This is a genomic window from Actinomadura hibisca NBRC 15177 (assembly GCF_001552635.1).
GTDB classification, from domain to species: domain Bacteria; phylum Actinomycetota; class Actinomycetes; order Streptosporangiales; family Streptosporangiaceae; genus Spirillospora; species Spirillospora hibisca.
On record NZ_BCRO01000009.1, the window covers coordinates 1 to 17094 of the forward strand.

The following is a 17094-nucleotide window of genomic DNA, read 5'->3' on the forward strand; positions in this document are numbered from 1 at the left end:
TGCCAGCACATCGTGTCTGGCCTTTGTTAGTGGCCTGGGGGGAGTTCTGCGGTGGGGCGGGCTTCGGGTGCCAGGGGGCGGTTGGGGGGTTGGCGGTTGTAGGGGGTGCCTACCTGTTCGGCGGTCACGATGATTTCGTCTTTGGGTGGAGTGGGGCGTGTTCTTGTGTATGCGGTCGTGAGCTGGGACAGCACCCACACCATGGCGACGCTCACCACCACCGCAATCAGGTAGCGGATCAGGGCCGTCGAGACCGGTAGTTCCTCGGTCACGAAGGCGCGCCATAGGGCCTGGCTGTCCAGGATCGCGGCGAAGACCAGGACGGGGAAGCTAACCAGCCGCACGTTCGTTCGCCTTTCTCGCGCGGATCTGGGCCTGGAGCACGTAGCGGTTGATCACCGCCGCCTCGGCGTTGGTGGCGTTGAAGGCGAGCACCAGCAGGCGGACGTCCTTCGCGTCGGGCGCGTCGGCCGACAGCACGCGTGCGGGCAGGGAGAGGATCCGGTCGTCCAGCACCAGTTTGGCGATGACCTTCTGGTCGGGGGTCGCGTCCGGGCCGGTTCCGCGGCAGCGCGCGCCGCCCTCGGAGACGTCGAGCAGACGGCCGCGGAACACCTCCGCGCCGGTCTCCGCGTCCGTCAGGCGGACCTGGGCGCTGGTCGTGACGCGTGCGGCGTCGCGCCGGTTGTCGACGCGCACCTCGCCCGTCGCCTGCACCGTCCACGACTTGATCCGGCCGTCGGAGACGCCGGTCAGCACGGCCGGGGCGGTGTAAAGGCCGCGCGGGCCCGTCCAGCGCAGCTCCAGGACGGTGCCGGGGCCGGGCGGTTCGATGTCGCCCGCGCCGGCGGGCGCGGTGATGGTCAGCTCCAGTTCGGCGACGGCCTCCGAGCGCGAGGAGTGCACGCGGCCGTCGGGCAGCGCCACTTCAACGAGCGTGCCGGGCGCGGGGGGACTGATGTTGATCACGCCTGTCCCTCCAGCCGGTCGCAGAGCAGCGCGGCCCAGGTGTGCGGGGAACTCGGCCGGTCGTCCAGGCGGGCGACGGGGAAGCCGAGGCCGAGGACGCTCGCGGGGTCGCCGGTGGCGTCCAGGGCGGTGACCGCCAGGCCGTGCACCGGCCCGAGGGCGCCGAGGAAGCGCGCGGTGTCGGCGATCTTGCGGCTGGCGTCGACCAGCGCCCACACCGCGGTCGCGCCGAGCGCGTCGGTGACCGCGCGGGCCCACTCGCCGTTGCCGTCCTCGGCGCAGGCGTCCACGACCACCACGTGCGCCACGTCGGCCCGGTGCAGCTTGCGGGCGCGGCGGACGGCCTCGGCCGGGCCGGAGATCCGGCGGGTGTGGTGGACGCCGGTCCCGGCGGTGGACCGCGCCGCCAGCAGGATCTGGGCCGGGCCGAGCGACAGCGCGCGGGCGGTCGCCTCGGCGATCGGCAGCGCCGTGCGGGCGGGGCCGACGATGACCAGCACGTCGCCGGGACGGTCCGGGGCGGCGGGCGCCTCGGGCATCGCGGCGAGCGCCCGGACCACCGCGCGGTAGGTGTCGGTGCCGGTGGCGCGCCGGACGAGGTGGTCGGGCATGCCGAGCGCCCTGAGCGGCGCCGCCAGGGGGCGGTCCGGTTCGACGGTCCGGGGCTGGAACGCCTGCACTCCGGCGGGGGTGGGGGACGTGGGGTGCTCCGGGCGTCGCTGGGCGGCCAGGACGTCGGCGAACGCCTGGTCCATCGTCGTGGTGGCCGCTGGGGTGGCGGTGAAGGCCGGTGCTTCTGCGGGTGTCTCCTGCTTCGGGGCAGGGGCGGTCAGGCGGCGTTCGCGCTCCTCGGTGCGGGCCAGCAGGGCCGCCACCGGGTCCTGCGTAGCCGCCTCGTCCTGCGCGGACTCGTCTTGCGGCATCGCCTCGTTCTGCGGTGCGGACTTGGCAGGGGCCGGCGCGGCCGGTGCCTCGTCGGGCACGCTCACGGTCAGTTCGTAGCGCTGCCGGGCGAAGAAGCCGGCGAAACCGCCGCTGCGCACCCGGTCGGCCGACACGATGGAGGCTTCCGGCCCGTGCTCAGCGCGGACCTGGGACAGCAGGGTCTCCAGGTCGGTCCCCTCAAGCAGCAAGTGCTTCGGCATCGGTCACAACTCCCAGGGTCTCCACTCGGGCCGTGCATTCGGCGATCTCGGTGTAGGACAGCAGCGGCAGCCGGGGCACCGCCATCTTCAGCAGGCGCCGCAGCGGCGTCCGCAACTGCGGCGAGCAGACCAGCGCCGGGGTGACGCCCTGCTGCTCGGCCATCTCGGTGAGCCGGATGGCCTGGCCGATCAGGTTCTCGGCCGAGGCGGGGTCCAGCAGGAGCTGGACGCCCTGGTCGGTCGGGCGCAGCGACTCCAGCAGCCGCTGCTCGGTGCGCGGGTCCAGCGTCAGCACCGGCAGCCGGCCGGCCTCGGTGTGCTGGGCGGCGATGGCCGGGCCGAGCGCGGCGCGGGCCGCCTCGTGCAGGGCCTCGGGCTCGGTGCTCTTCTTGGCCGCCAGCGACAGCGCCTCGAAGATGCGCACCAGGTCGCGCACCGGCACGCCCTCCTCCAGCAGGGACTGCAGGACGAGCTGGACCTGGCCGAGGCTGAGCAGGCCCGGCGTCAGCTCCTCGACGACGACCGGGTGGGTGCGGCGCACGGAGTCGGTCAGGGCCCGCACGTCCTCGCGGTCCAGCAGCCGTCCGGCGTTGGCCCGCACGACCTCGGCGAGGTGGGTGATGATCACCGAGGCGCGGTCGACGACGGTGGCGCCGGTCAGCTCGGCCTGGTGGCGCAGCTCGCTCGGCACCCACTTGCCCGCCAGGCCGAACACCGGCTCCTGGCCGGCGCGGCCGGGCAGTCCGTCCAGGTGGTCGCCGATGGCGAGCACGGTCCCGGGCGGGGCCTGGCCGCGGGCGGCCTCGACGCCGTTGATGCGCAGCACGTAGGTGGACAGCGGCAGGTCCAGGTCGTCGCGGGTGTGCACCGGCGGCATGATGACGCCGAGCTCCAGCGCGATCTTGCGGCGCAACGAGCGGACGCGTTCCAGCAGGTCGCCGCCCGCCGCGTCGACCAGGTCCACCAGGTCGGGGGACAGGGCCAGCTCCAGCGGGTCGACGCCGATCTCGCCGAGCAGCGACTCGGGGGAGTCGGGCGCGGGGCGGTCGGGCTCGGCGGCCGGCACGGCGGACTGCTCGGGCGCGGCCTTCGGGACGCGCTGGGCGATCACCAGCATCGCGCCACCGATGATCATGAAGGGCAGCTTGGGCAGGCCCGGGATCAGGACCAGGGCGAGCGCCGCGCCGCCGGCGATCTGCAGGGCGCGCTTGTGCTGGCCGAGCTGGCGGGTCACCGTGCCGCTCATGTCGCTGTCGTCGCTGGCGCGGGTGACGATGATGCCGGTCGCGACCGACAGCAGCAGCGCGGGGATCTGCGAGACCAGGCCGTCGCCGATGCTCAGCAGGCTGTAGGTCTGCATGGCCTCGGCGGGGCCCATCTGGTGCTGGACCATGCCGATGGCGAAGCCGCCCACCAGGTTGATGAAGGTGATGACGATGGCGGCGATCGCGTCGCCCTTGACGAACTTGGAGCCGCCGTCCATCGCGCCGTAGAAGTCGGCCTCGGCGGTCACGTCGGAGCGGCGGCGGCGCGCCTCGTTCTCGTCGATCAGCCCGGCGTTCAGGTCGGCGTCGATCGCCATCTGCTTGCCCGGCATGGCGTCCAGGGTGAAGCGCGCGCCGACCTCGGCGACGCGCTCGGCGCCCTTGGTGATCACCAGGAACTGGATGACGATCAGGATCAGGAAGATCACCAGGCCGACGACCAGGGAGCCGCCGACCACGAAGTGCCCGAAGGCGCCGATGACCTTGCCCGCGTCGCCGTTCAGCAGCACCAGCCGGGTCGCGCTGATGTTCAGCGACAGCCGGAACAGCGTCAGCACCAGCAGCAGGCCGGGGAAGGAGGAGAAGTCCAGCGCCCGGCGCACGTTCATGCTGACCAGCAGCACCAGCAGCGCGATGGTGATGTTGGCGGCGATCAGCAGGTCGAGCACGATGGTCGGCAGCGGCATGACCATCATGACGATGATCAGGATGACGCCGAGGGGCACGGCCATCTGACGGATGCCTTGGGGCACGCGAGTCCTCCGCTTCCAGAGCGTCACCGGTCGTCGGTCGTGTCCGTGACCGTCTTCGCCGTCCTGGCTCCCTGCCGATCGGCGGGGGAGGCGGGGTGTTGAGGATTTTTCCGCCACCGGACGCGAACGGCCGCCCGTTCCCCGGTCGGGGCGGGCGGCCGCGCGAAGGGCTCCTGCCGGAGCGTCAGTGACCGGCGCTGCTCTGCACGGTGGAGCTGGAGGCGCCGTTGGCGCTGACCTCCTTGTAGACCTTGACGTACCGGGTGCCGCCGTGGCCGTCGCTCTCGGCGAACACGCCGGTGGTGCTGGCGCCGTTCGGGTTGGCGTTGCTGGAGACGTTGGCGTACTTGACGCCGCCCCCGTCGTCGGCCATGACGGACCCCGCTCCGGCCGCGGCCAGGCCGAGACAGGCGGGAACCAGTACGGCGGCCGTCAGGCCACGTCGCGCACGGTGCGTCAGCGTCGTCATTCCGATCTTCCTCCTGTGGTCGGTGGCCCGCGGGCCGCGGCGCGACGGTGCGCGTGCCGCGGCCCGCGGGCGAGAGAGAACGGATCATCCCTCGTGGCTGTCCGTACCCCTGCCGGGCGCGGTGGACGGCGAGTGCTTGCCCTGGTTTGGGTAAAGCCGAAGGGCTCTGCGTCAATTTGTGGTCGTGACCGCCGCCCGGCGCGGGGACCGGCGGCGGGCGGGGTCGTGCGCGGCGGGCAGCGTGAAGACGACGCGCGTGCCGGGCTCCCCGCCGGGGTTGGCGGCGGCGGTGATCGTGCCGCCGTGGCGCTCGGCGATGCGCTTGCAGATCGCCAGGCCGAGGCCGGTGCCGCCGTGGCCGGTGCCCCGGTGGGCGCGGTGGAAGTTGTCGAAGACGCTCTCGTGCTGCCCGGCGGGGATGCCGAGGCCGTTGTCGCGCACCTCCACGGCGACCATGCCGTCCCCGGCCGGGGCCGCGCTGACGGCGATGCGCGGCGGCACGCCGGGCCGGGAGTACTTCAGGGCGTTGCCGATCACGTTGTCCAGCAGCTGGCGCAGCAGCACCGGGTCGCCGTGCACGGCGGGCAGTTCGGCGATCTCGAAGCGGGGCGCGGCCCCGCCCCGGCCGGGCCGGTCGGTGCGGGCGGCGACGACGTCGGCGACCAGGTCGGCCAGGCGCGCCTCGGTCACCGCGAGCGGGGCGTCGCGCGCGGTGGTGTAGGCGAGCAGGTCGTTGATCAGGTGCCGCATGCGGGCGGCGGCGCGGCGCACGCGCGCCAGGCCGTCGTGCAGGTCGCCTGCCGAGCCGCCGGAGTCGACCAGCTCGTCGGTCATCTCGGCCCAGCCGTCGACGGTGGTGAGCGGGTTCAGCAGGTCGTGGGCGACGACGCCGGCGAAGGCGGTCAGCTCGTCGCGGTGGCGGCGCTCGGCGGTGACGTCGCGGAACACCACCACCGCGCACCGCTCCCGGCCGTCCCCGGCCAGCGGCACGGCGTTCACGCTGAGCAGTCGGCCCTCGGGCACGGCGGCGTTGCGGACCAGGACCTCCTCGTCGCGCACCTCCGCCTCGCCCGCCAGGACGCGCGCGTGCGCCATCTCCTCGTCGGCCAGGGGCCTGCCGTCGGGGTGGAACAGGCCGTAGTAGCCGGGCGAACGGACCGCGCCGCCGTCGCCGCCGACGCCCAGCAGCTCGACGGCGGCGGGGTTGTGGACCAGGAACCGGCCGCCGGAGTCCAGCACGCTGACGCCCTCGCGCATTGAGTCCATGATCGTGCCGAGCAGCCGGGCCTGGGCGCACGCCTCCCCCTGCGCGGCGGTGGCGCGGCGGGTCAGCTCCTCGCGCTCGGCCCGGCTGAGCGCCAGGACCAGCCCCACGAAGGCGACCAGCGTGACGAACAGCTGGACCAGCAGCGCCCGGACGGGGGTGGACTGCACCGCCGCCAGCGGCCCGTCGCCGCGCAGGGTGCACGTCACCGCGACGGCGCCGACCGCCAGGCTGTGCCCGGCGACGAACGCCACGCCGCAGCGCATCGCCGCCCACACCGTCACCGTCAGCAGCATGAAGGCCAGCGGGACGTCCCGGTTGCCGAAGACCGCGCAGTAGGCGGCCGCCGAGGCGGCGGCCAGGGCCAGGCGCTCGACGGCCCACCAGCCGTCGCGGTCGAGCCGGGCGCGCGCGGCGGTCGCCAGGTCCCGCGCCGACCGCCCTTCCAGGGCGCGGTACAGGCAGAGCCCCGCCGTGCCGACCAGCAGGATCCCGGCGGCGTTGCGGGCGGGCCAGACGGCGGCGGCGGGCCAGGACCACGTCCCGCCGAGCAGGCACAGCAGGGACGTGCCGACGGCCGCGCCGGTGCCGACGCCCGCCGCAATGGCGATCAGGGCGCCGCGCAGGTCGGCGAGCCGGGCGAACGGCGTCCGGCCCGCCTCCGCCAGGTGCGGGCACACCCGGTCGGCCACGGCGAGGAAGACGGCGACCTGGGCGAGGTTGGCCACCATGAAGGCCCCGGCCATCAGGGGCGGGGTGCCGGTGGCGAGGTTGACGGCCGTGATGGCGGCGGCGAGCACCGCCAGGTCCAGGGCCCGCCCGCGCCCGCGCGGGGCGGCGAGCAGCCACACCACCGCGACGCCCGCGGCGGGCCACACCAGGTTCAGGTCGACGGCGTCCATGATCGTCTGCCGTCCGGCCCAGGCCACCAGCAGGTAGGCCAGGGCGAAACCGGCGGTGCGCGCCGCCCGCGCCGTCCCCGGCGTCCGCGCCGTCCCCGGTGCCCGTGCCGCCCAGGCGGGGGTCATGCCGCCCGCTCCCCGTCCGGGGCGGGCAACACGCGCCGCAGGGCGGCGTACAGGTCGTCCCGGTTGAAGGGTTTGGCCAGGTGGTGGCCGCCGGACTCGTGGATGCGGGCGATCGCCTCGCCGCTCCACAGCACCGTCGCGATCACTGCGGGCAGCCCGGGGCGCAGGTCGCGCAGCCGCCCCAGCAGCTCGATGCCGTCCATGTCGGGCAGGCCGACGTCGAGCACGGCGGCGTCGGGCGGGCCGTGCCGGCACACCGCGGCGAACGCCGCGGCGGCGCTGCCGACGGCGACGGCGTCGTGCCCGCCGTCGCGGAGCTGCTGGACGATCAGGTCGCGGATGTCCCGCTCGTCCTCGACGATCAGCAGTCGGGCCACTACCACTCCTTGGACGGACGGTGACCCGTTCCCGGGTCTCCGGGGCTCCCATCGGCCGCCTATGGGCCGCACTTGAGGCTTTTGGGGGGATCAGCCCGCGTTCTCGGCCCAGGGCGCAGGATCGGCCGTCCCGGCGCCGTCCAGCAGGGCGTCGAGCCCGGCGGCGGGCAGCGGCCGGGCGAACAGGAAGCCCTGGCCCAGCGGGCAGTGCAGGTCCCGCAGCAGCTCGTGCTGGCGCACGGTCTCCACCTGCTCGGCGACGGCCTGCAACTCCAGGCTCTCGCACAGGCTCAGGATCGCCTGGACGAAGGCGTCGCGGCGGCGGGACGCGGCGTCGTCGCCCGGGTCGGCGGCGGTGAACGCGCCGTCGATCTTGACGACGTCGACCGGCAGGTGCAGCAGGTAGGCCAGCGAGGAGTAGCCGGTGCCGAAGTCGTCGATGGCCACGCGCACGCCGTGCGAGCGCAGCCGGGCCAGCCGGGCGATGATCTGCGCGGTCTTCTGCGGCCCGCTGGCCAGCAGCGCGGTCTCGGTGATCTCCAGGATGAGCGCCGCGCCGGGCAGGCCGCTGTCGCGCAGCACCTCCAGCACCGTGTCCACGAAGCCCGCCGAGCGGAGCTGGCGGCTGGAGACGTTGACGGTCACCGCCACGCCGTGCCGCTCGTGCCAGCGCAGCGCGTCGCGGCACGCCCGGCGCAGCACCTGCGCGCCGATCGGCACGATCAGGCCGTTGTCCTCGGCGATCGGCACGAACACCTCCGGCGGCACGGGCCCGTCGGGGGAGTCCCAGCGCAGCAGCGCCTCCACCGCCCGGACGCGGCCGGTGTCCATGTCCACGACCGGCTGGTAGGCGAGGCCGAAGCCGTCCTCGGCGAGCGCGCGGCGCAGGCCCGCCACGATCCGGGCGTGGTCGAGCCGGCTGACGCGCAGCCCGGCGTGGAAGACGCTGATGCGGTTCTTGCCCGCGGCCTTGGCCGCGTACAGCGCGAGGTCGGCGTCGCGCAGCACGTCGGACGGGTCGGACCGGTTCTCGATCATGTACAGGCCGACGCTGGTGGTGACGTGCAGGACCGCGCCGTCCACGGTGCAGGGATCGGCGAGCGCGTCCACGACGCGGCCGGCGATGTCGGCGGACTCGTCCAGGTCCACCCCCTCCAGCAGGATGGCGAACTCGTCGCCGCCGAGGCGGGCCAGGGTGTCGGCCTCGCGCAGCAGCTCGCGCAGCCGCCGCCCCACCTGGACCAGCAGCTGGTCGCCCGCCGGATGCCCGTGGGTGTCGTTGACGTCCTTGAAGCCGTCCAGGTCCAGCAGCAGCACCGCCGACGGCGGCCCGCCCGGACGGCGCGCGGCGACCAGCTCCAGCCGGTCGCGGAACAGCGCCCGGTTGGCCAGGCCGGTCAGCGGGTCGTGCAGGGCCTGGTGGGTCAGCGCCTCCTGGAGGGCGTGCTGGTCGGCGAGCGAGGCGCGCAGCGCGCCCGCCTGCCGGTCCAGCTCCTCGGCGCGCCGCTCGGCGACGCCGGTGAGGTGCACCATCCGCATGATCAGGAAGGCGACCAGCGCGACCATCGTGCAGAGCTGGATCGCGACGTCGGCGAGGTCGGCGCGGCCGGGCCGGAAGTTGACCAGCACCGACAGCGGGCCGCCGCACACGATGGCGAGGAACACCAGGCCGCGCAGCCGGGTGAGGCGGCTGCCGCCGCCGGGCTCCCGGGCGCCGCGCATGGACGGGTGCAGCGCGGCCGCGCCCATCAGCACGCACCAGGCGAGCCAGCTCAGGTTCTCGACGGCGTTGCCGGTGGCCAGCCCGGAGCCGGTCTGGGTCACCGCGAACATCGCGTCCCCGAGCGAGAGCGCGCCGAACCCGGCGCCCAGCATCAGGTAGGCGGGGTTGCCGCGGCCGAACAGCAGCCACAGGCGCGCGGTCAGGAACAGCAGCAGCAGGTCCAGCAGCGGGTAGGCGACGGTGAGGAAGCCGTCCACGCCGGGCGCCGGGGGGTGGGCGGCCTGCGGGCCGAACACCACGTTCCAGTACAGGTAGCCGAGGCCGATGATGGTGAACAGCGCGTCGAGCGTCGCGCCGGACCGCTGGGGCAGGGCGAGGCCGCGCGGCAGGCGGCCGATGCCCGCCGCGAGCAGCGGGAAGGCGGTCAGGTAGACCAGGCCGGTCCAGGCGGGCACGGCGTCGTCGTCGCCGACCGCCAGGTACCAGAACGTCCACAGCAGGTCGGCGGCGAGCCAGGCCCCCAGGCCCGCCGCCATCAACCACCAGGCGGCGGCCGGGGCGGGGCGGTGCCGCCGGATGGCGACGATCATGACGGCGAGCGAGGCGGCGGGCACCGTGTCCCAGAGCAGCTGCCCGGCCATGCCCGGCGTGACGACCGCCACCAGGCTGACGGCCGCCCCGGCGAGGGCGTACAGCAGCCACCAGGCGGGACGGCGGGCGCCGCTGTCGGCGCTGCTGTCGGTAGGGCCGTCGCCGGGCCCGAGGCGCGGGCCGACGAGGTCGGTGCGGGGCACGGTGTGAGACGGCATCGGCTTCCTGACGCGGGCGGGTCGGCGGGTGCGGCCGGTGGCGGGGGACTCCACGGCGTGGTCAGCGGTCGTGGCGGTAGAGGTCGTAGGCGCGCATGAGCCGGACGAGCTCGGCGGCGTAGGCCGGGTCGGCGGCGTGGTCGACGCGGGCGACGGCGCGGGCGAACCGGTCGGCGGACCCGGCCTGCCGGAGCGCCGCGCGGTAGCGGGGGGCGGTCGCCAGCGTCCGGGCGTGGTCGGCGAAGGACGCGGCCGCCGAGCGGTACACCCGGAAGCCCCGGGCGGGGCCGTGAGCGCGGCAGCCCGGCTTGCCGGGGACGCACCTCACGCCGAAGTAGTTGCGGCCGCCCGTGGCGGGCGCGCTACGACCAGAATCCGATTCCAGAACGGCCTGCGCGAGGACCACCGACGCCGGGACGCGCCAGGCGCGGCCGCTCGCGCGGGCGGCGGGCGCCATGCGGCGCACGAACGCGGCCGTGGCGGCGGAAGGGCCCGTGGCGGAGGTGGCGGCGACGTTCACCATGCCGGAAGAGGGCCGGGGCGTCGCGTTGGCCGAGGTCAGAGCCAGAGCCATGCCCACGCCGGCGGCGGCGCCCGCGGCCGCCGCGAGGGCGGCCAGCGTGGCCAGCACGCAGGCGAGGACGGAGGTTCGGGTCAGTAGCCGCATGCTTTCGACGATCGCGGGCCGCGGCTGCGTCCCGGGTGCGCCATCGGTTCCGTTCGGTTGCAGGGCCCGGCGGCCCGCCGCACCCGCCGTGCCGAGCACGCGATCACCTTTGATAACTTCATGTGAGCAGAACGATACTTACCGTGCAAATCCTGCGCGGGCACACGAGCGAGCACCCCAAACGAGCACCCAGAACCAACACACCGTGCGGCACGAGAGGAGCGGCGATGCTGAACCACGGCGACCACCTGGACCGCACCGCTCCCTGCGGAACCGACGCCTCGGACACGGTGCGGGCGATCCTCGCACTGCTCCAGGGGCGGTTGCGGTCCCCGGACGCCCCGGGAACGGAACGTTCCAATACCGTCCTGCTGGACGGCCTCCGGGCCGCCCCCGGCGTCGTGCGGGCCGAACTGCGCCCCGCCGAAGCCGGACCGGAGTTCCCCGGCGAACGCGTCTGGCCCGCGGGCCCCGGCCGTTCGCTGGCCGTCACCCTGCAGGAGGACGCGGACGGGTGCGGCGTGGCGGAGGCGCTGGGCTGCCTGGCCGCGACGATCGAGGCGGGCGCTGGAACGGGAACCAAGGCCGAAACCGAGGCGGGGACCGGGGCCGGAACCGAGGCCGAAACCGGGGCGGGGACCGGGGCGGAAGCGGTCCCCGGCACCCCGGACGGCACGGCCGACGCCCTTGAGGAGGCGGCCCTGCGCCTGGACCACGCCGGGATGATCGGCACGGTGGTCCACGACCTGACCACCCCGCTCACCCCGATCCTGGCCTACGCGGGCCTGCTGTCCGATCCCGACACCGGGCCGCTCACCGACGTCCAGCGCCAGTTCGCCCAGGTGATCGAGCGCAACGCGCTGCGCCTGTCGGAGCTGCTGCACGACCTGCCGCTGCTGGCCGACCCGACCGCGCCCTCGTCGCGGCGGCGCCTGGAGCCGGTCGATCCGATGGAGCTGGCCCACAAGGTCGTCTCCCGGTTCCGCGAGGACGCCCACCGGGCCGACGTCGCCCTGCTCTGCCAGGCCCGCCGCGGCCCGACGCTGCGCTGCGACCCGGTCCGGGTCCGCCGCATGCTCGACATCTTGGTGAGCGGCGCGCTCGCGGCGGCCGGGCCGGGCGACACCGTCACGGTCGTGGCGGAACCCGCCGAGCAGGGGTGGCGGATCGGTGTCGCGTGGCGCCTGGCAGAGCCCGCCCCCACCGCCGGACCCGCCCGGTGGCCGCGCGAGAGCACGGCCCGGGCGATCGCCGCCATGCACGGCGGCACCCTACGGACCACGGCGGACGCGGAAGGACGGTCGGCGGTGGCCCAGCTGCCCTGGGAACCGCCGTCACCGGATGAGGAGAGTGTGCAGTGAGCCAGCTGCTGGTCATCGAGGACGATCCCGACACCATCGCCGTCATCCAGGCGCTGCTGGGGCACAGCGGCCATGACGTCGTGCCCGCCTGCGACGGGCGCACGGGCCTGCGGATGTTGCACGAGGTGCGGCCGGACGCGCTGATCCTCGACATCGGGCTGCCGGTCATGGACGGCTGGCAGGTGCTGGAGCGGGTGCGCGACATCAGCGACCTGCCCATCATGATCCTGACCGGCCGGGGGCAGGAGACCGAGAAGGTGCGGGGCCTGCGCGCGGGCGCCGACGACTACCTGGTGAAGCCGTTCTCCAAGGCCGAGCTGACCGCGCGGGTCGAGGCGCTGATGCGCCGGGCCGGCGTCGCGAGCTGGGCCGAGGACGTCTACGACGACGGCCTGGTGCGGCTGGAGCCCGCGTCCCGCTCGGTGCACGTGGCCGGGGAGGACGTGCGCCTCACGCCGACCGAGTTCCGCTTGCTCAACACCCTGGTCCGGCACGCGGGCCAGGTGCTCAGCCCGGCCCAGTTGTTGTCGCTGGTGTGGGACGACCCGACCGGCCTGAGCCCCGAGCGGGTGAAGTTCGCCGTGTTGCGGCTGCGGCGCCGGATGGGCTTCGCCGACCCGGCGGAGTCCCCGATCGAGGCCATGCGGGGCGTCGGGTACCGCTACCGGCCGCCCGCCGAGCAGGGGCGCGCCGGGGTGCCGCTGTCGTCCAGCCGCCAGTGACCGCCTGACGACGAGCCCGCCCGCTCAGCCCCGCCGAGCCCGGCCTTGCTCCGCTCAGTCCCGCTCAGCAACGCGCCGAGCCGATCACCCGGCAATGCGAGCCGGGACGGCCCGACACGCGCTGCACGGCCGTCGCGCGGTCGTTGGCCGCGACGGGGTCGAGCACGTTCCCGCCGCCGACCCGCGCCGTGACGCGCTGGTCGCCGCCGGACGACGCCACCACCGTCACCGTGAAGCGGCGGGACGCGCCGCGCGCCAGCCGGGGCAGCGGGCAGCGGATCTTGTGCCCGGTGATCGAGCAGCCGGGGGCCAGCGCGGGCCGCAGCCCCCGCGCGACGTCGATCGTCACCTGGGCGCCGCTGACGGCGTCCGGCCCCCGGTTGGTGGCGGTGACGTCCACGCGAGCGGGCTCGCCCACGCGCACCGTGCGGCGGCGGACGTGGACGGCGGCCCCCAGGTCGGCCCGCCTGGCCTGCTCGGCCCCTTCGGCGGTGAGCGTCAGCCGCGCGGTGTCGTTCCCGTGCTCGGGGTCCGGCGGCCCGGCGGCGGTGCCGGTCACGGCGAGGGTGGCGGAGCGCTGATCGGTGAGGCGCACCCGCAGGGTCAGGACGGCGGACGCGCCCGGCGCGAGGTCGCCGACCGACCAGGCCCGCGACGCCGCGTCGTAGGAACCCGTGCCGGGGCTCGCCGCCAGCACCCGCACCCCGGGCAGGGCGGCGCGCACGACGACGCCGGTGGCGGGGCGCGGGCCCTTGTTGGTGACGGTGGCCCGCACCTCGGCGGTGTCGGCGGGCCCGAGGCGCGTCCGGTCGGCGGTGAGCGTCGTGGCGAGGTCGGCGGCCAGCACGGTGACGGTCGCGCTGGCGCGGTTGTTGGCCAGGTCGGGGTCGGCGATGTCGGCGCCCGACACCACGGTGGTGTTGGTGGGCGACCCCTCCGGGCTGGCGGGGACCTTCACCGTCAGCGTCGCGGTCGCCCCGGCGGCCAGGGCCCCGACGTCCCAGGTGCGGGTGTCGGGGTGGAAGACGCCCTGGGAGATGTCGATCTTGAGGAACTCCACCGGGTCCCGCGAGGTCTCCTGGAGTTGCACGCCGGTGTCGTCCTGCGGGCCCCGGTTGCTGACGGTGACGGTGTAGGTGAGCAGCTCGCCGACGTTGGCGACCTGCGGCGAGACCGTCTTGGTGACCGCCAGGTCGGCGGCGGCGGTCACGGTGACCGACGAGCTGGTGATGTTGTCCTGGTCGTTGGAGTCGGCCTGGTCGAGGTGGCTGAGGGCGGTGACGACGGTCCGGCTCCCGGTCGTGGTGCCCGCGCGCAACCGCAGCGTCAGCGTCGGGGTCTCGCCGACGGCCAGGTCGCCGAGCGTCCACCGGCCGGTGGCGGCATCGAAGGAACCGGCCGACGCGGTCGCCTCCAGCACGCCGAGCCCCTGCGGCACGGTGACGGTGTAGACGACGCCGGTGCCGATGATCGGGCCGCGGTTGGACGCCCGGACGCGGTACTCCACGGTGCCGCCGGAGGAGACCGTCAGGTCGGCCGGCCCGACGGTGGCGATCCCGACGTCGGTGCTGGGCGGCGGCACGTTCTCGACCTGGACGGTGCTGGTCGTGGAGTTGTTGATGCCCACCGGGTCGGTGACGCCAGGATCGCTGACCGACACCGAACCCGACCAGAATCCCGACTGCGCGGCGGTGAGCCGGGCCACGAGCCGGACGCTCTCGCCGGATTCCAGCGCGCCGATGCGCCACACGCCGCTGTCCCGGTCCAGCGTGCCCTGGTCGACGGTGTAGCCGTCCAGGGTCAGGCCGGGCGGCAGGTCGGCGAGCGCCCGGACGTCCGGGGCGGTGTCGGGGCCGTTGTTGGACGTCTCGACGACGGCGGTGATCCGGTCGCCGACGCGCGGCTGCCCCGGCTGGTCGAGCCGGATGGTCACCGCCAGGTCCGCCCGGCGCGGCTGCACGGTCACCCCGGCGGTGGCCACGTCGTTGGAGGCCGCGGGGTCCTGCGGGCTGGTGGCGGCCAGGGACGCGGTGGTGAGCGCGAACCCGGTGTCGGCGCCCCGCACCGTCAGGGCGATCTGGACGGCCTGCCCGGGGGCGAGGGAACCGACGGTCCACAGGCTCGTGTCGCCGTCGTAGCCGCCGGTGCCCGAGGCCGACACCAGCCGGAGCGCGGACGGCAGCGGGGCGCGGACCGCGACGCCGGTGGCGGCGCGCGGGCCGTTGTTCTTGGCCGTCAGCGTCAGGACGGTGGTCCGCCCGACGCGGATGGCGGTGTCCTGCGCGGTGGCCAGGACCGCGATGTCGGCGATGGGCTGGTCCGCCTTCAACGTCGTCGAGGCACTGTTGTCGGCGGTGTTCGGGTCGGGCTGGGACACGGTGGCGATGGTGGCGGTGGCGATGAAGGATCCGCTCGCGACGACCCGGTCGGTGCGGGTGAGGCGCGCGGTCGCGCCCGCCGCCAGACCCGGCACGCTCCACGTCCGGGAGCCGGGGTTGTAGGAGCCGGCGTCGGCCTGCGAGGACTGGTTGGCCAGGGAGGTGGAGACGGGCGCGGTCACCGTGACCGGCCCGGAGGCGCTGGGGCCGTTGTTGGTCAGGGTGACGGTGAAGGTGACGGTGTCGCCGACGGCGGGGGAGGGCTCGTCGGCGGCGATCGTGACGGCGAGGTCGGCGGCGACCGGCGTGCTGGAGGTGGTGGACGCGGTGACGTCCTGCCCGATGGCGCTGACGGCGGTGGCGGTGACCGAACTGCGCAGGCGGCCGTCGGAACTCAGGTCGGCGACGCGGATCGTGCCCTGCCCCTGGCAGGTGGTGGTCTGGCCGGGGTCCAGGGTGTCGGTCTCGCAGACCGGGGCCGCGCTGGTGGCGCGGTCGTCGGCGACCTTCACCGTCTTCAGCACCGATCCGCCGGTGTTGCGGACGGTGTAGGAGTAGCTCACCTGCTGGCCCGCCTTGTAGGGGCCGGACGTGACGACGGACTTGGCGACCGCCATCGACGACTCCAGCGGCACCTCCAGCGCGGCGGGGCTGGTGGCCTCGACGGTGCCGCCCTCCTGGACGCGCGCCGTGGCGGTGGCGGTGCTGGCGACCTCCCCGGCGGCGGCCTCGTCGCCGGTGACGGTGTGCCGCCCGGTGCACACCAGGGTGGCGCTCGGGTCGGGGGCGGGGTGCAGCGGGGCGGACGGGCAGGCGATCGGGCCGTCCGCGCCGGGGTCGGTGACGGCCGGGTCGACCAGGGTGGTGTCGCCCGCGTTGGTCAGCACGTACTCGTAGGGGATGACCGTCCCCGCCCTGATCACGGCGGGCAGCGGGTCGCCCGCGCGGCTGACCTGCTTGGTGAGGGTGAGCGTGCCGAGCGGCAGCTGCGTCGACACCGTCAGGTTCCGGATGAGGTGGACGTTGGTGGACGCGCCGGTGGAGGCGGCGAACCCGAACTTGTAGGTGGACGGCGCGCCGGGCAGCGCCATGTCCCGCAGCACGGTCACGGGCCCGGAGCCGAAGTCGACGCTGAGGGTCAGCCGGGGGGTGGCGCCGGGGGTGATCTGGAGGTCGACCGTGCGCTTCGCCGTCCCCAGGGACGCGGCGCGCAGCTTGCCCGGCAGCGTGCTGGAGGGCTTGGCGGTGTTGCCGGTGACGGTGGCGCCGAGCACGCAGTAGCCGTTCATGCCCGCGCCCGGACCGCGCACGGACACGGTCTCGGGCACGGTGGTGGAGGCGACCGTGCGCTGCCCGGCGGGGCAGCCCGTGCCCCGGCCCTCGGCGTCGCGGTAGTAGTTGCCGAAGCTGTCCAGGCCGACGCCGAGGTAGCCGCCCGCGATGCCTGGCGTGTTGGGGGGCGTGGTCACGGAGCTGATCAGCGGCGCGTACCCCAGGCCGCCGCCGCGCCCGCCGACGTTGGTCAGGTCGGTGGCGCCGTCCACGAGGAAGAAGGAGATCCCGTCGGCGCCGGTGCCGCCGTACATGAAGGCGTCGAAGCTGACGTTCAGCCCCTTGGCCGCAGGGATCGGGCGGTTGTAGACCACCCCGCCGCCCGCGTAGGTCCTCGCGTCGGTGAGCTGCAGGTAGCCGGGGGAGGCGCCGCGGGCCGGGACCGGGCCCACCCGGCCCGACGACGGGCACGCGGCCACGTTCCCGGCCGCGCTCGTGTCGGCCGTCAGGCAGGCCGAGCCCACCGTCCTCCAGCGCGGATCGGCGACGGCGGCGCCGGTGAAGGGCTCGTCCACGACGGTGGTGCCCACGGCGGCGCGGGCGGACGCGGCGCGGGCGGGGACGGCTTGGGCGTGCGCGGTCTGGGCGTGCGCGGCTTGGGCGTGCGCGGCTTGGGCGTGCGCGGCTTGGGCGGGGGCGGCCTGGACAGAGGCCGTTCGGGCAAGGGTCGCTTGGACGGGGGCGGCGTGGGCGGGGAGGGGCGCGGGGGCCCCGGCGAGTAGGCCGGCGGCCACCAGCGGAGCGAGCACGGTGGCGGTGCGGCGCGACGACGGCCCCTTCCCGAGCAAGGCGACCCCTTTCCAGCGAAGAGGCCGGTGCGCCCCGGCGCGCGG

The 17094-nt window shown here is 75.1% G+C and carries 12 protein-coding genes; 2 read left to right on the forward strand and 10 right to left on the reverse strand.

All coding sequences use genetic code 11. The features are described 5' to 3' along the window. Nucleotides 1–26: 26 nt before the first annotated feature. The 9 genes from AH6_RS03210 to AH6_RS03250 form a co-directional block, all read right to left on the reverse strand. A complete protein-coding gene (locus tag AH6_RS03210) occupies nt 27–344 on the reverse strand; it encodes a hypothetical protein (protein ID WP_067473207.1) in 318 nt (105 codons plus the stop codon). Next, nucleotides 331–969: a PilZ domain-containing protein gene (locus AH6_RS03215; protein WP_067473210.1), complete on the reverse strand. Its 639-nt coding sequence runs from the start codon at nt 967–969 to the stop codon at nt 331–333. The genes AH6_RS03210 and AH6_RS03215 overlap by 14 nt, the downstream gene beginning before the upstream one ends. Then, a complete protein-coding gene (locus tag AH6_RS44515; protein WP_067473213.1) occupies nt 966–2114 on the reverse strand; it encodes a hypothetical protein in 1149 nt (382 codons plus the stop codon). The genes AH6_RS03215 and AH6_RS44515 overlap by 4 nt, the downstream gene beginning before the upstream one ends. Continuing rightward, nucleotides 2092–4110 (reverse strand): flagellar biosynthesis protein FlhA, encoded by a 2019-nt coding sequence (flhA, locus tag AH6_RS03225; RefSeq protein ID WP_067473215.1) that lies wholly within the window; start codon nt 4108–4110, stop codon nt 2092–2094. The genes AH6_RS44515 and flhA overlap by 23 nt, the downstream gene beginning before the upstream one ends. Before the next feature lie 205 nt (nt 4111–4315). Further along, nucleotides 4316–4600, reverse strand: coding sequence for a hypothetical protein (locus AH6_RS03230; protein WP_067473218.1), 285 nt, complete (start codon nt 4598–4600; stop codon nt 4316–4318). Nucleotides 4601–4771: 171 nt separating this feature from the next. Beyond that, nucleotides 4772–6892 carry a sensor histidine kinase gene (locus tag AH6_RS03235; RefSeq protein ID WP_083982179.1) on the reverse strand — a complete coding sequence of 707 codons (2121 nt, stop codon included), beginning with the start codon at nt 6890–6892 and terminating at the stop codon, nt 4772–4774. Beyond that, nucleotides 6889–7269 carry a response regulator gene (locus AH6_RS03240; RefSeq protein ID WP_067473221.1) on the reverse strand — a complete coding sequence of 127 codons (381 nt, stop codon included), beginning with the start codon at nt 7267–7269 and terminating at the stop codon, nt 6889–6891. The genes AH6_RS03235 and AH6_RS03240 overlap by 4 nt, the downstream gene beginning before the upstream one ends. A gap of 90 nt (nt 7270–7359) precedes the next feature. Further along, entirely contained in the window at nt 7360–9801 is a 2442-nt protein-coding gene (locus AH6_RS03245; protein WP_083982181.1) for a putative bifunctional diguanylate cyclase/phosphodiesterase, read from the reverse strand. A 61-nt stretch (nt 9802–9862) separates the two neighbouring features. Further along, entirely contained in the window at nt 9863–10468 is a 606-nt protein-coding gene (locus AH6_RS03250; RefSeq protein ID WP_157431232.1) for a glucosaminidase domain-containing protein, read from the reverse strand. 227 nt (nt 10469–10695) lie between these two features. Here AH6_RS03250 and AH6_RS03255 point away from each other — a divergent pair, with 227 nt between their 5' ends. Continuing rightward, nucleotides 10696–11829, forward strand: a complete 1134-nt coding sequence (locus tag AH6_RS03255) for a sensor histidine kinase (protein ID WP_067473227.1) — start codon at nt 10696–10698, stop codon at nt 11827–11829. After that, entirely contained in the window at nt 11826–12551 is a 726-nt protein-coding gene (locus AH6_RS03260; RefSeq protein WP_067473230.1) for a response regulator transcription factor, read from the forward strand. Before AH6_RS03255 ends, AH6_RS03260 begins: the two co-directional genes overlap by 4 nt. A gap of 64 nt (nt 12552–12615) precedes the next feature. On the opposite strand, the gene AH6_RS46465 is transcribed toward AH6_RS03260, so the two are convergent. Next, nucleotides 12616–17049, reverse strand: coding sequence for a CLIPPER-2 domain-containing protein (locus AH6_RS46465; protein ID WP_067473233.1), 4434 nt, complete (start codon nt 17047–17049; stop codon nt 12616–12618). Between the last annotated feature and the right edge of the window lie 45 nt (nt 17050–17094).